Source organism: Elongatibacter sediminis (assembly GCF_037892215.1).
GTDB classification, from domain to species: domain Bacteria; phylum Pseudomonadota; class Gammaproteobacteria; order Xanthomonadales; family SZUA-36; genus Elongatibacter; species Elongatibacter sediminis.
The window spans coordinates 67,119-81,126 of sequence record NZ_JAZHOG010000005.1 but is presented as its reverse complement, the minus strand read 5'-3'; the positions used below and the strand labels follow the sequence as shown (position 1 = coordinate 81,126).

General features: G+C 62.5%; 11 protein-coding genes. 6 read left to right on the top strand and 5 right to left on the bottom strand.

What is annotated here, in order from left to right; all coding sequences use genetic code 11:
• Positions 1-2: 2 nt before the first annotated feature.
• The 5 genes from V3330_RS08845 to V3330_RS08825 are packed head-to-tail and all read right to left on the bottom strand — an operon-like array spanning position 3 to position 7,489.
• Positions 3-1,613, bottom strand: coding sequence for a phytoene desaturase family protein (locus V3330_RS08845; RefSeq protein ID WP_354695049.1), 1,611 nt, complete (start codon positions 1,611-1,613; stop codon positions 3-5).
• Positions 1,610-3,223, bottom strand: coding sequence for a phytoene desaturase family protein (locus tag V3330_RS08840; RefSeq protein WP_354695048.1), 1,614 nt, complete (start codon positions 3,221-3,223; stop codon positions 1,610-1,612). Before V3330_RS08840 ends, V3330_RS08845 begins: the two co-directional genes overlap by 4 nt.
• Complete coding sequence (locus V3330_RS08835; protein WP_354695047.1) at positions 3,216-5,822, bottom strand: TonB-dependent receptor; 2,607 nt, start codon at positions 5,820-5,822, stop codon at positions 3,216-3,218. The genes V3330_RS08840 and V3330_RS08835 overlap by 8 nt, the downstream gene beginning before the upstream one ends.
• A gap of 28 nt (positions 5,823-5,850) precedes the next feature.
• Entirely contained in the window at positions 5,851-6,975 is a 1,125-nt protein-coding gene (locus V3330_RS08830) for a FecR family protein (protein ID WP_354695046.1), read from the bottom strand.
• Between the two features lies 1 nt (position 6,976).
• A complete protein-coding gene (locus tag V3330_RS08825) occupies positions 6,977-7,489 on the bottom strand; it encodes an RNA polymerase sigma factor (RefSeq protein ID WP_354695045.1) in 513 nt (170 codons plus the stop codon).
• 280 nt (positions 7,490-7,769) lie between these two features.
• On the opposite strand from V3330_RS08825, the gene V3330_RS08820 reads away from it, so the two are divergent.
• The 6 genes from V3330_RS08820 (at position 7,770) to V3330_RS08795 (ending at position 13,806) form a co-directional block, all read left to right on the top strand.
• Entirely contained in the window at positions 7,770-8,360 is a 591-nt protein-coding gene (locus tag V3330_RS08820) for a TetR/AcrR family transcriptional regulator (RefSeq protein WP_354695044.1), read from the top strand.
• Between the two features lie 17 nt (positions 8,361-8,377).
• Positions 8,378-9,130 carry an oxygen-binding di-iron domain-containing protein gene (locus V3330_RS08815; protein ID WP_354695043.1) on the top strand — a complete coding sequence of 251 codons (753 nt, stop codon included), beginning with the start codon at positions 8,378-8,380 and terminating at the stop codon, positions 9,128-9,130.
• Between the two features lie 70 nt (positions 9,131-9,200).
• Positions 9,201-10,133, top strand: a complete 933-nt coding sequence (locus V3330_RS08810; protein ID WP_354695042.1) for an MBL fold metallo-hydrolase — start codon at positions 9,201-9,203, stop codon at positions 10,131-10,133.
• A gap of 11 nt (positions 10,134-10,144) precedes the next feature.
• Positions 10,145-11,059: an MBL fold metallo-hydrolase gene (locus tag V3330_RS08805; RefSeq protein WP_354695041.1), complete on the top strand. Its 915-nt coding sequence runs from the start codon at positions 10,145-10,147 to the stop codon at positions 11,057-11,059.
• A 52-nt stretch (positions 11,060-11,111) separates the two neighbouring features.
• Positions 11,112-11,573, top strand: a complete 462-nt coding sequence (locus V3330_RS08800) for a (2Fe-2S)-binding protein (RefSeq protein ID WP_354695040.1) — start codon at positions 11,112-11,114, stop codon at positions 11,571-11,573.
• Positions 11,574-11,619: 46 nt separating this feature from the next.
• Entirely contained in the window at positions 11,620-13,806 is a 2,187-nt protein-coding gene (locus V3330_RS08795) for a xanthine dehydrogenase family protein molybdopterin-binding subunit (RefSeq protein WP_354695039.1), read from the top strand.
• Positions 13,807-14,008 lie beyond the last annotated feature (202 nt).

Genomic DNA, 14,008 nt, shown 5'->3' with positions numbered 1-14,008 from the left:
TCCTAGGCGATGCGCTGATCAACAGCGGCGATGAGGCCGGGTGCCGTCTGCAGCGACAGGTACCGGGCCGAGCGGGAGGTTCGATCCAGCAGCAGGTTGCCGGTGGTGTTCTGCTGGTGGCGTGGCAGATCTCCATGCAGGATGCGAGTCAGATCCCCGTCCATGAGTGATTCGCCGGTTTCCGCCGGCAGCCAGGTCAGCCTGAACCGCAGATCATCCGGTTCCACCTTTGCCAGGCGGCGGCAAATCTCCCTGACGGTGGCTTGTTCGTAGGACCGCCGAAATCCTTCGGGGTCCACGGCGCGCGTCGTGAACGGAAGCACGCTTTGCCACATGGCCGACACCGGCCGGGGGCGGATTCGCACACCCGTGTGATCGGTGGCGGTTGCCTGGGGTGATGGGATGGTGCGGCCGTGCCGTGCCGCGATGTCGGTGGCGCGCTGACGCAGGGTTTCGGGGTCCGTGGAATGGCAGGAAGCGCACCACAACGGTTCATTCAGGCTGCTCAGGGCGCCGACGGGCTCCGCGGCCTCCTGAAAGTGATTGTTGATCAGGTGCCCCGCGATGCGCTGTGGCTGACTCCCGCGCATCGCTGCCAGGTGTTCGTGAATTTCGTGCTCGTTTTCGAAGCCGAATCCCACGAGATAGGCACGGTTTACCGCCCGGGCCTGATCGGAGGGAAGCGCGAATCCGCCCGGGTCGTGCAGGAAGTCCAGATACATCCGCAGTATCCCGAGAGATTCATCGGGCACGGCCGCAGCCGGTTCGTCCCGCTGGCCTGTTGGGGTCAGCGAATCGTCGCCGGATACGATCAGTGGGGCGCTGAAGCTGCGGCCGTCCGCCAATTCGAGTGATGTGATCCGGTTTCCGTCGCGGTTGACCGTCTGCACCTTGGCGGCTTCGCAGATCAGACCTCCCTGGCGGGAAATGCGATCCGTCAGTCCGTTGACCAGCAATCCCGCGCCGCCGCTGATCAGCGACATGCGGCTCATGCCGTAGACCAGTGCGGCCAGTGCCGCAGCGCTGCCCGTGCTCCGGATGTCGTGACCCAAGGCCAATGGCAGGTAGGTGAGCACGCAACGCAGTGCCGGATCAGGCAGGCCGAAATGATCCAGGGCCTCCCTCACCGTCATGTCGAACAGGGGCGAAGTGGACGTTCCCGGTGGAGAACGCCTGTAGCCTTCCGCGGCCTCGGGGTTCGCCAGGCGTATGACCGTGGATTCGAACAGGGACTCGCCCTCGGTCATCAGTGCCAGCAGGCCGCGGCTGTCCCGGCTGGCGAGTTGTTCGAACGTCCGGTCCGGATCGCGGTAGAGGCACAGGGGCGGGCGGTCGTCGAACAGGTAGGCCAGGGGTATTTCGGGCCGCATGGAGTGGACGGTGCCGTTTTCGAACAGCGTGGCTGCCGGTTCCGGGTGGTGCTCGCCCAGAATCCACCCTGCACCCAGTTCGTAGCGGTGGGACGTGAGAAAGGACTCGGTGCGAAACGGCCCGCCCAGTTTCAAGGCCGTGTCGAGCAGGGCAACGCGTTTTCCACGTTCAGCCAGCGAAGTCGCGAGGTTCAGTCCGTTCAGGTCGGCACCCAGGATCAGGACATCGAAAGAGCGGTTCATGAGGCGGCTCCTGCGCGCCTTTGGGCGACTCTGCGGGTGAACCATTCGCCCGGTTCGTGAGACCACCACGAAGGCCGTTTGCGGCCCAGCCGATCCATGATTACGCCGGCGGCGTTATACCCGGGCGCCAGCCACGACATCGCGGTCGGCCACACGGAGTTGGACATGTAGAGGTGTTCGACCGGCGTTTCGTAGGGGCAGCGGTCGAGCATCCACTGGCCTTCGATGAAGTCGCCTCCCACCGGGTTGCCATGAAGCGCGGCCGGGTTGGCGCGCCAGAAATCGAGCGGGGTCGCCATCTGATGACTGATGGCGCGTTGCAGTGGAATCGGATTGCGCGTCGTCAGGCTGGACAGCATCCGGTCGGTGAACGGCTGTCTTTTTTCTTCGAGTTCCATCGAATACGGCCCGGTTCCGTGACGGATGCGCAGGGCGTATTTCCCGGTGGCCGAATGGTCGTAAATGTTGTTCATCAGCGTCATTTCCACGTCGCCGTGAAAGGTGGCTTCTTCGGTGAGTGAATTTTCCAGCCACTGGACGCACTCGTGCCAGGTATTCCAGACGAGGTAAATACGCGGCGAACGCGCGAAATCCGGGTTGGCGGGTGCGGCCGTCCATTGGGGTGGTTCGGGCAGTATGAAGTCGTGAACGGCCAGGACGCGCTTCGCCATGCTCCAGTTTTTCAATTGCCGGTCGAAGGACTCGGGCAGAGGCGTGTCGCCCAGCATCTTCAGGGTCAGGCTGGCGCCGAGGTTACTGATCACGGCCTCCCGTGCGCGCAGCGACCGGGTCTGGTCGTCGTGATGGGTGCGAACCACCACGCCTTCGCAGCGGTTGTTGGACACGTCGAACGACTCGACCGAGGTGTTGCGGAGAATGTCGCCGCCATGCTGCAGGAACACCCGCTCCAGTGCGCGCACCAGGCTTTGATTGCCGGCCGGCGAAATACAGGCTCTGAGCAACAGTGCCCACAGCCAGGCCAGGGCACCCTGGCCGGGTACCGAGAGGTCACCGAACAGGTGCAGGGCCGGCAGCGGAATCAGGAAGATCCGGCTCTGCTCGGATTCGAACAGGGATTCCAGGAGCTGAATGCCGTTGGTGCGGACGAGTTCCTCGACGCTCATGTCCAGGGCGTCCGCGCTGATCTGCAGCGCTTCGTCGTACCTGGCGCGATCGGGGTGCGGGGAATAGAACAGGATGCGCAGGAGCCGGACCCAGTGGGGCTGAAGATTCTGCAGGATGGTCCGGAACCGTGCGGCGTCGCGTTTGGAGTAGACCTCGAGCTGACTGAGGTTGCGCTCGAGGTTGGGGTAGAACGTCATGTGATTGCCGTTGCCGTCGGTTACGGAATGCAGAATGGAAGGCAGCCTGGCGACGTAGCCCGCCCCTTCCAGATCGAGGTCGAGCATTGCCGGCGAAATGCAGGAAAAATTAACCGGCGAATGGTCGAACATGACGCCGGGGTGCAGTTCGTAGGAGTGGTAGAACTTGCCGGTGTCGACGCCACGCTCGATCAGCCCGACCTTGAAGCCGGCTTTCTGCAGGTAGGCGGCGGCCGGCAGTCCGCCGGCCAGGCCCGCTCCCGCGACGATGATGTCGTAGTCACTCATAACGCCATCCAATGGTTACTCCGTAAGTCCGGGGCAGGCCCAGGTATTCCATGGTGAACGTGGTCGGCGAAGGCGGGCCAAACGACAGGGTGGTCGTGCGATAGACCTCGTCGGTCAGGTTGCGGGCCCACGCGGACACGCGCCACGGACCCTGTTCGTAGGCCAGGCTTATGTTCAGCAGGCCGAACGCCTCCTGGGTCGTGCCGAGAGTCAGTCCCTGGTCCGGTTCGAAAAAGTGGTCGTCGATCCAGGAATAATCACCGCGAAAGCGAATCAGGCCGGCGCCGACCGGTTGTTCGAACGTTACCGCGGCGTTGAAGGAGTGTTCCGGCGCCCGGGGCAGGTCATTGCCGGTAAAGTCCAGTTCGTCGTCGAAAATGTATTCATCGAAGGTGGCGTCGAGATACGCGTAGCCGAAGTCCAGGAACAGGGAGTCCGTGATCATCCAGCTGCCTTCGACTTCGAGGCCCTTGGTTGTGGCGGCCGCCGCGTTGACCGTGGATATCGACGGGGCACCGCCGTCGCTGACCAGGGTCTTGGCAACCTGCAGGTCGCTGTAGTCGTAGTAGAAAGCGCTGGCATTGAGCCGCAGCCGCCGATTGAACAGCGACGACTTCATGCCGATCTCATAGGCCACGACATCTTCCGGGTCGAAAACCTCACGGGCTTCCTCGGCATTGAATTTGGCGAACTGGAAGCCGCCGCTCTTGAAACCTTCGCTGTAGGAAACATAGGTCATTATGTCGTCAGTCCATGCATAATCCAACGATACTTTGGGATCGAACGATTCCCAACTGGGTGACAACTCGACCGTGAACGGCAGAATGATGGGTGGGACGAAATCCCGATTGGACGTTCCCGTGTACACGCCTTCCTTGCGGTCGTGGGTGTAGCGCGCGCCCAGGGTCAATGACATCCGGTCGCTGAGATCGATGCTGGCCTGGCCGAAGAACGCGAGACTGGTGGTTTCCACGTTGACGTCGAGGAAATTGTCGATGTGCATCTGGCCTGGCGCAATCGGCGCCGGCGGGCCGCCGGCATCGATGGAGGCGGCGATGCGGGAAAATATGGAATCCAGCCCGCCACGGAGGTTTTCGAGGCGGTCGGGTTTTTCCACCAGGTAGTAGGCGCCGAAAATCCAGTCCACCCGGTCGTCGAAAGTCAGCCAGCCGCCCGGCGTGGACGAGAGCCTGAACTCCTGGCTGAACTGAGAGCTTTCCTCGTCGGTGATGTGCTCCATGCCGTCGACGGGCGTGGAATCGAGATCGCGCGCTTCCGACAGGTCGACTTCGCCGTAGGCCGTGATGCTGGTCAGGCTGAAATTGTCGAACGACCAGTCCAGTCGCGCGTTGATGCCGAACAGGTCCCGCTCGAACCGTGAGTCGGTGTTGTAGAACTCATTGAAACGGTCGGGTGTGGTTTCCGGTGGCGGCAGGAACCCCGGGGTGGCCAGCACCGGCAGACCACCCACGTACTCGCCCTGGAGACCGGCGTCCGGATCGGCCTGGTTGACATCCACGGTCAGTTTGATGTCCAGCGTATCGGTGGGCCGGAACAACAGCTTGCCGCGCACCGCGAACTGCTCCAGGGGCTTGTGCCGGGTGCCGGTGGTCAGGTTGGTGACATAGCCGTCGCGTTCGCGATAATCGAAGGCCAGCCGTCCGAGTACTTCGCTGCCGCCAATCGCGCCGCCGATGGCGCCCTGGGCCGCGATGTAATCGTAGTTACCCAGGCTCACTTCGGCATTGGCCGAAAATTCCTCGGTCGGCTGATTGGTGATGATGTTGATCGCGCCGCCAATCGTGTTGCGGCCGTACAGGGTTCCCTGCGGTCCCTTGAGAACCTCGACCCGTTCGATGTCGAACAGACCGGAAAGCCCCGCGCTGAAGCGGCCGACATACACCTCGTCGATAAATAGCCCGACCGAGCCCTCCGCGCCGGCATCGAACTGCCGGCTGCCGACTCCGCGAATGTAGAGCTGGGGGCGAGATTCGTTCTGCTTGCCGAAATACATCCCCGGTGTCATGGGCGCGACATCGTCCAGGTTGACGATGTTGGCCGTCTTGAGCTGATCCCCGGTAAACGCCGACACCGTGATCGGAACGTCCTGGATGCTTTCCTGTTTGCGCCGGGCCGTGACCGTGATTTCCTCCATCAGGCTGGCGGAAGAGGCGGGCGACCCGGATTGGCTGGAATCGGTCTGGGAGCCCGGTGCCGGCTCGTTCTGCGCCAGCAATGGCCCGGTGAGCGAAGTCTCATGGCTTGCATTGACGCGGCTGATTTTGGCGTCCGCCCCTCCCTGGCGCAGGGTGATGGTGCGGTCGTTCACGAACTCGAACGTCAGTCCGGTATCGCGCAGGAGGTCGTGCATCAATTGCTGGCCGGATATGAAATGGCTGGAACCCGTGGATTCGAGAGCATTGACCAGCTTCGGTGGATAAACGACCTGGTAGCCGGTCTTCTCGGCAAAAACCTTGAGCGCCGAATCCAGTGGCTGGGGATGGATGACATAGCGGGCGCGATCGGCGGCGAATCCGATTGCGCTGAATGTACAGCAGGCAAAAGTGACGAGGGTCAGGGTGAAACGTGTGCCAGACATGATGTGCTTTCCTTTGGGCGTGCGTGGGTTACAGGACGGTTCCTGATGCGGGTTCGGCCAGCTCCAGGATGAGCGTATGACCGTTGTTGCTGCGCAGAATCCGTACATTTTCGTATTGCTGCAGGTAATCGAGCAGGGATTCCGGATCATCGGCATTGAAAACGCCATTGATTCGCAGGGTTGACAGGTGGCTGTCACGAATCTCGATGACCAGGGCGTTGTAGCGATTGAATTCGTCAACGACGCTTGCGAGCGGCTCTCCATCGAAGATCAACCGCCGTTGCCGCCAGGCCACGACCGATTCCAGGTTGGCCAGGTCGGGATTGAGCACGAGGTCTTCGCGTACGATGGCCTGTTGGCCCGGGGTCAACAGGAGGCGGCTGGGACCCTGCCTGGTGGTCGCCGCTGATGGTTCGCTGAGATCGGGCGGCGTTGGCGCGGCAGCCGCTGGCATTGCCTGGCGTACCTCCACCTGGCCTTCGGCCACGGTGACCGTGGTGCTGTCGCCGCTGTCCCGAACATTGAATTCAGTGCCCAGGACGCGGACTTCGGCGTCCCGGTTGGTGACGATGAATGGTCGTGATTCGTCGCGGGCCACGTCGAAATAGCCTTCGCCCCGAATCAGCCGGACACGCCGTTCGGTGTCGATATCCAGAATCTCAAGCCGGGAATCGGTATTGAGGTGGACCAGGGTTCCGTCGGCGAGGGTGAAGGAAAGCTGTTCGCCCTTGGCGGTTTGGTATGCGCTCGCGCCGGCGGACCACGGAAACCCTCCGAGCCCCGCCAGGATGGCTCCGCCGGTGACGATCAGCACGGCGGCGGCCGCCAGCCAGGGCCGGCGCCGTGATTTGCGTTTCGCGGGCCCCGGCGTCTGCGGTGCTCGCGCGCCCGGACGGCCGGAGGGGTGCAGACTGACCACGGCATTGTCCATATCAGCCGCGGCCAGATCGACCGTCAGGTCCTTGCCGAGCATGTCGGTTTCATGCCACGCGGCAGCGGTTTCGAGATAAGCTTCGACATGCACCGGCGACCGGCGCAACCAGGCGCCAAATTCGCGGCGGACGGATGCGGATACCCCCGGTTCATGCAGTGCGATGCACCACTCGGCGGATTCTTCATAGATCAGTTTGCGCGAGGCGGCTTCTTTGTCCATGTCAGTTCGTGTCTCTCAAGGTTTCCCGGCAATGCGAAAGGGCTCGAACCATGTGTTTTTTCACCATGTGGGCGGATATCCCCATCCGGGTGGCGATTTCGGAGTAGGTCAGTCCGTCCCGCTTGTGCAGTACGAATGCCGTGCGACACGTGTGTGGCAGATCGCCCAGTGCACGTTCGAGTTCCCGCAGACGTTTTCCGCGATCGACTCGCACTTCGACCGAATCCTCTTCGCGCAACTGTGACTCGATTGGTGCCTGCTGCAATACGAAATCTTCGGAACGGCTGGCCTTGAGGCGATGTTCGTAGGCCACATTGGCGGCGATGCGGAACAGGTAGGCCTGCGGGTTGCGCAGAAAGTCGATGCGATCGACCCGAAGCAGACGGATATAGGCCTCCTGGGCCAGGTCCTCGGCTTCAGCCCGGGAATTGCCTTTGCGCTGCAAGTAGCGCAACAGGTCCTGGTTCCGTTCCCGGAACCAGGTTTCGACGAATTCACTGGCCTTGTCAGTCACGCTGTTGGATATCTCGGCATTTGCTTGTTCCGCTGCCCAAAGTGGACAGCTCCTGACTATAACGACTGACTTGCCCGAAAAACCGGGTACCATGATGATAGACGCGTTGCTTGTACTGTGTGACGGTGCTCTTGTGATTCCGGGGTGCGTTCGTGACCGTGGTGGTTCGCGGGAGAACAAAAGCAATTCCCGCTATAGTCACAGGCAAGTGATTTCGCGGGGGTTGACAATCAATATTCAATGGATGGATTATCTAACTAATGAATAGGCAGCTGCAAGCATGAGCCCTCGCGTCTATCGCAAGAACCGGCGGGCCGAGCACGAGCGCGAAACCCATGACCGGATACTGCGCGCGGCGGCTGACCTGCATGCCAGGCATGGCGCGACCGGCACCTCGTTTGCAATGATCGCCCGGCGTGCGGGGGTCTCGCCGCAGACGGTTTACAACCACTTTCCCAGTCTGGGGGAACTCGTCAAGGGATGTACCGGGCATGTCCAGCAGGGCGCTCCGGTCGTGGACGAATCCGTTCTGTCAGACGAGGACGATTCGGCGCGCCGACTGTCCGCCCTCACCCGGGCGGTGTACCGGCAACTTCACTACCTCGCCCCGTGGTTGAGGCTGGGTCACACGGAAGTCGAGCGCGTCCCTGAACTCGCGGAAATGTTCGAACAGCAACAAAAAGCTCTCGGCGGCCTCATTCGGCAAGCTGTGGTTGCGCCCCGGGAGCCGACCGACTCGTTCGTCGACGCAGCCCTGATCCTGTTGAGTTACCCGGCTTACGTCCAGTTCACCGCGTCCCGCGAAATTGAAGAAGCTGCTGATCTCGCCGCAAGCTGTCTGGTGAGTCTGCTCGAGCCCCTGACACACTGATCCATCGGAGTTTTCCCATGAATGTTGGCAACAGCCACGAGACCACGCGCATCGACGAGATCGCCGATGGTATTTACCGAATCTCGTCCCGCATCCCGCCCTCGGTCATTCCCAACGGGTTTACCTTCAATCAGTTTCTGATCGACGACGAAGAACCCCTGTTGTTTCATACCGGCGGGCGCAGGTTGTTCGATGCCACCGCTGACGCCATTGGGCGCGTTGTGCCCGTCGACCGGTTACGCTGGATCGCATACTCGCACTTCGAGCCCGACGAATGCGGCGCGATGAACCAGTTTCTGGCCGCCGCCCCCCGTGCCCAGCCGCTGTGCGGACGGATTGGCGCCATGGTGTGCATGCCCGATTACGCCGACCGCGGCGCCCGCGCGCTCGCTGACGGAGAAACCCTGGAGCTTGGGCGGCATACGGTGGAGTGGATCGATGCGCCGCATGTTCCGCATGGCTGGGACTGTGGCCTCATGGCCGAGACCCAAACCCGCACCCTGTTCTGTGGCGACCTGTTCACCCAGTTCGGTGATCGTCACGAACCGCTGACCGAGGGAGACATCCTCGGGCCCAGCGAAGACGCTCGCAAGGCTCTGGACTACTTCGCCCACGGACCCGCGTCGCCCGCCGTGATCGAGCGCCTGGCCGGTGGAGACCCGAAGACGCTGGCCTGCATGCACGGGACGTCTTTTCAGGGTGACGGGGCAGCACTGCTGCGAGCGCTTGGAAGCGCATTGCAGCCGTCGCAGAAAGTATCCGAAAACTGATCGCACGCGATTCCGAGAATTTTCACAGCCGGCCGCCAGTGGCGGCCGTACCCCAGATATGGAGCAGGAAATGAGTCAGGAAAATCAAGCGCCCGAGCACTCGTGCAGCGAGCACATGGGCATTTTCACCATTCCCGGTGAATTGCCGTTACAGGGTGCCTACCGGGATATGTGCTACGAACCGGTTCGGGGCAACATCTGGACGGCTTCCGAAGGCATCTATCGGACCATCTTTCTGGAAGGCCGGTCGAGCGTGATCGCGTTCGACACCTTCGGCACGCCGGGCACCGCCCGGGCATACGCCGGTGCGATGAACCGCGTATTTCCGCGCAAACCCATTGAGACCATCGTGTACTCGCACGAGCATCTCGACCACACGGGTTATGCATCCGACCTCGCCCCGGAAGCCCGCATCATCGCCCACGAGTACGCCGACGCGGTTGTCAAAGGGCGGCAGTCGGATGGACAGAAGCCGGCCGACGAGGTCTGGAGCGGTGAGCGCACCGGGTACGAAATCGACGGCTGCAGCTTCGAGCTGATCTATCCGGGTCCGACTCATGGCGACGGCAACGTCGCGGCCTATTTCCCGCAGCACAAGACTCTCTTCATGGTCGATACGGTGGCCGACGGTGCCGGGTACACGACCCTGATGGACTGGCATCTCACGCACTACGTGCCGGTGATGAAGCGTTTCCTGAGCCTGGATTGGGATCTGTTCGTGCCGGGACATTTCTGGGCGCTGAGCCGGCAGCGCTTCATCGAAATTCTCGATTACTGGGACCGCCTCTCCGAGTTTGCTCAGAAAGCCATTATCGACGGCGTCGATCCGCACGACTGGGATGGTCTAAATCGCTACACGGATGAGCATCTCGGGCCCCTGTATCGCAATGAATTCCGCTACGGAGAGTATGCGGCCATGAACCTGTACCGCTACATGCAGGAACACCTGACCGGTGGCTGGGGCATCGAAGGCAATCTGAAGCCCGACCTGAGCCCGCTCTGAGGAGACCACACATGATTGAGAATCGCGGAATGTTCACCCTGGATGCCGCCGAAGCCTATCTGGCGGCTGAACCGGACCTGCAGGTCGAGGCCCTGTCGGACCGTCTTTACACCGTCTCCGATGGCACGATCCGGACCGTGTTCGTGGCGGCGGATACCGGCACGATCGCGTTCGACACCTTCGGTACGCCCGGTCGGGCGCGGGCTTACCGGCGAGCCATCGAGGCCGCCGTGCCGGGCAAACCGGTTCATACCATCATTTACTCGCACGATCACCTCGATCATGCCGGGTTTGCCGACGACCTGGCGCCGCAGGCCGAAATCATCGCCGACGACCTGTGCGCCCGGGTGGTCAAGGCTCGTGGCGCCCAAGGTCAGCTTCAGCCGACCCGTGTTCTGAGCGGCCCGGCTCACGATCTGTCGATCGATGGCGTGAGTTTTCGTTTGCTCAATCCGGGTCCGACCCATGGCTCGGGCAACCTGGCCGCGTGGTTCGAGGATGAAAAAGTGCTGTTTTCCTCCGACACCATCCTGGCCAATGCCCGGTACGGCTTCATGCCCGACTACCACTTCCGCAACTTCGTGCCCTTCATGCGGGGTTTCCTGGAACTCGATTGGGAACGTTTCGTCCCCGGGCGCTACGAGCTGACCGACCGGGCCGGCTTCGAGCGGGGCTGCGACTTCATCGAGGCGGTCATGACCGAATGCCAGAACGCGTTTCAGAGCTTCGTGCCGATCTGGCTCTACGAGCCGATGCAGGCGTATGTCGGTGATGCCCTGCGTGAGCGATTTGGTGACCTCGACGGATTCGACGGACACATCGGCCAGATGGCCATCCGGGTGGTGCATCACTACCTGATGGGTGGCTGGGGGCTGGAGGACACCCCTGAACCCCGCGCGTTACTGGCCGACGAAGTGCCCTTGTGAGTCAATCCGGAGCACGTCAGGGCGCGGCCGCGACTTTCAGTGAGAAACAATCATGATGAAATTGAAAATCAATGGACAGACCCACGAGCTCGATGTCGAGGGCGATGTGCCATTGCTCTGGGTCATTCGGGAAGATGTCGGACTGACCGGGACGAAATACGGTTGCGGCAAAGGTCTGTGCGGTGCATGCATCGTTCATGTCGACGGCAAGGCGGTGTATTCCTGTGTCACCCCGGCCCGGTTCGTGGACGGAAAGGACATCACGACGATCGAGGGTCTGGGCCGCAATGGCGAGCCGCACCCGCTGCAAAGCGCCTGGGTGGAAGAGCAGGTGCCTCAATGTGGTTACTGCCAGTCCGGGCAGATCATGGCGGCGGCGGCGTTCCTGCGGGAATATCCCCGGCCGGATCGTGCGGCCATTCAGTCCGCGATGAAAAACCTCTGCCGTTGCGGCACTTATGTGCGGATTTTCGACGCCATCGAGAACGCCGCGCGCGCAATGGATCATGGCTGACGAGTCGCGCCCTGACTCGAGCCGCACGCTGTCCGGGAAATCTCCCATGAAACTGTCACGCAGAAAACTCATTTCAAACGCAGCGGGCCTGGGGTTCGGGTTTTCGCTGGCGCCGCTGGCTGTTATCGGAGCGGATCCGTCGCATCAAAACGGTGATGCGGCCCCTCCGGCCACGCCGGATGCCTGGGTCCGCATCGCACCGAACGGTGTGATCACCATTCAGACCCCGTCCGATGAAATGGGGCAGGGCTCCATGACGGCTCTGCCGGTCATTCTCGCCGAAGAACTGGATGCCGACTGGGAGGACGTGCGCATCGAGTTCTGTCCCCCTGACGATCAGGTCTACGGTAACCCCAACCTCGCCGGCCTGGTGCTGACGGTCGCCAGTTGGGCGGTGAACAGTTACTACGACCGAATGCGCCTGCACGGTGCGCAGATGCGCCGTATTCTGCTCGACAGCGCCGCGCGGCAATGGCGGGTGGCCGCTTCCGAACTGCACACCGGGCCCAGCCGTATCGTGCACGCACCCAGCGGGCGCACCATGACTTATGGTGAGGCCGCGGCGGTGACGGAACTCCCGGCTCAACCGCCGATCATCCGCGAAGAAGACCTCAAGCGACGCGACCAGTTTCGGTTGATCGGCACCGATCTGCCGCGCCGGGACATCCCGGCCAAAAGTGACGGCTCGGCGCGCTACGCCATCGATGTCCGCTTGCCGGACCTGGTGCATGCCACGGTAATCCGGCCTCCGGTGCCCGGTGCCCGGGTTCGCAAGATCAAAGTAGACAAGGAGAGTCCGAAGCACGGCATGGTGGAGGTGATCGACCTCGCCGACCGGGTCGCCATCGTCGCCGCGCGATACAGTTCCGTGCAGGCTGTTCGCGACTCCATTCGGGTGGAATGGGACGGGGTTGGCCGGTTCGACAGTCGTGACGCCCGGCGGCAGCGGACGGAGCGGGTTCGCGACCTGTCGGCCAGCGGATTTCCCTGGCAGGACGAGGGCAATGTCGACACCGCATTCGCCGCCGCGGAATCGATTCTGGAGGGTGAGTACGGCAGCGAGTATGTCTACCACGCGCAAATGGAACCGCTCAATGCCACCGCCCGGTTTCATGACGATGGCTCGCTGGAAGTCTGGGCAGGGACCCAGGCGCCGAGCCATTGTGTGCGTTCGGTGGCCGGGGCGACCGGGATCGACCCGTCCGCCGTGCGCCTGCACCGCATGTATTCGGGCGGTGCATTCGGCCGCCGGGGCGCAGCGGACCAGGACTACGCCGTCGATGCAGCGGTGCTGGCCAAACGCCTTGGCCGTCCGGTCAAAGTCATCTGGAGCCGCGAAGAGGACATTCACGCCGGGCGCTTCAAACCTATGTCCGCACAATATCTGCGGGCCGCGCTTGACGATTCCGGCCGACTGTTGGCCTGGCACCATCGGGTGGTCAGCGAGGAATCGTTGACCCAGGGCGACCCGTATCGCCACGGTGTGTGGGGGAAAATTCCGATTACCGGCATTCTCGGTGCCGAGCAGTCCGTGTACGACATTCCGCACCGGCGAGCCGAGCACCTGCTCGAACCGGCCCAGGTTCGTGTTTCGCCGATGCGCGGTGTCGGGGTGACCCCGAACCGGTTCGCCGCCGAGTCGTTTCTCGATGAAGTGGCGCAGGCGCAGGGTGAGGATCCGCTCGAATTGCGCCTGCGGCTTGCCGCCCAACGCCCGCGGGCCCGTGCCGTGCTCGAAGCCGTGGCCGCGATGGCGCAATGGCATCGGCCGCGTGCGCATACCGCCCTGGGCCTGGCCTTCACCGCCTACGATGCAACCCTGCTTGCCTGTGTCGCCGAGGTGTCCGTTGAGATGCCCGCAGGCCGCATCCGGGTTCACCGGCTGTGGTCGGCGGTGGATCCGGGGCTGGTGGTGCAGCCGGTCAATGCGCAGTCGCAGATCCAGGGCGGGTTGATGTTCGGCCTCAGCAACGCCCTGAAGGAACGCATCGATATCCGCGAAGGCGAAGTTCAGCAATCGAATTTTCACGACTACTCCATCCTGCAGGCCAGCGAAGTCCCGGAGGTGGAGGTGCGGCTGCTCGAAGGGGGCAGCCACCCGTCGGCCATCGGCGAGGTCGGTGTTCTACTGCCGGCCCCGGCGGTGGCCAATGCATTCACACGTCTGACGGGCAAACGCCTCCGCCATCTGCCCTTCAGCCCGGACCGGGTCCGGTCGCTGCTGGGCGGGTGATGCTGGTCGTGATTGGTAGCCGAGCAGTACATCCGCTTCCTTGTTGCGCACGGAGCCTGGGCGCGCATCGATACTAAGCAAGGGAGCCCGCCAGGCCATCAGAAAGGTTGAGCGCACGGTGGGCGGGTGAGTCCCGGGAGATGTCCGAAAACCACCGATGGCTTGACATGCATATTAATTGGATAGACTATCCATCTAATAA

Bases quoted from the DNA above. Each gene is read 5' to 3' on its own strand.
- V3330_RS08845 (WP_354695049.1), bottom strand. From the start codon at position 1,613: ATGAACCGCTCTTTCGATGTCCTGATCCTGGGTGCCGACCTGAACGGA.
- V3330_RS08840 (WP_354695048.1), bottom strand. From the start codon at position 3,223: ATGAGTGACTACGACATCATCGTCGCGGGAGCGGGCCTGGCCGGCGGA.
- V3330_RS08835 (WP_354695047.1), bottom strand. From the start codon at position 5,822: ATGTCTGGCACACGTTTCACCCTGACCCTCGTCACTTTTGCCTGCTGT.
- V3330_RS08830 (WP_354695046.1), bottom strand. From the start codon at position 6,975: ATGGACAAAGAAGCCGCCTCGCGCAAACTGATCTATGAAGAATCCGCC.
- V3330_RS08820 (WP_354695044.1), top strand. From the start codon at position 7,770: ATGAGCCCTCGCGTCTATCGCAAGAACCGGCGGGCCGAGCACGAGCGC.
- V3330_RS08815 (WP_354695043.1), top strand. From the start codon at position 8,378: ATGAATGTTGGCAACAGCCACGAGACCACGCGCATCGACGAGATCGCC.
- V3330_RS08810 (WP_354695042.1), top strand. From the start codon at position 9,201: ATGAGTCAGGAAAATCAAGCGCCCGAGCACTCGTGCAGCGAGCACATG.
- V3330_RS08805 (WP_354695041.1), top strand. From the start codon at position 10,145: ATGATTGAGAATCGCGGAATGTTCACCCTGGATGCCGCCGAAGCCTAT.
- V3330_RS08800 (WP_354695040.1), top strand. From the start codon at position 11,112: ATGATGAAATTGAAAATCAATGGACAGACCCACGAGCTCGATGTCGAG.
- V3330_RS08795 (WP_354695039.1), top strand. From the start codon at position 11,620: ATGAAACTGTCACGCAGAAAACTCATTTCAAACGCAGCGGGCCTGGGG.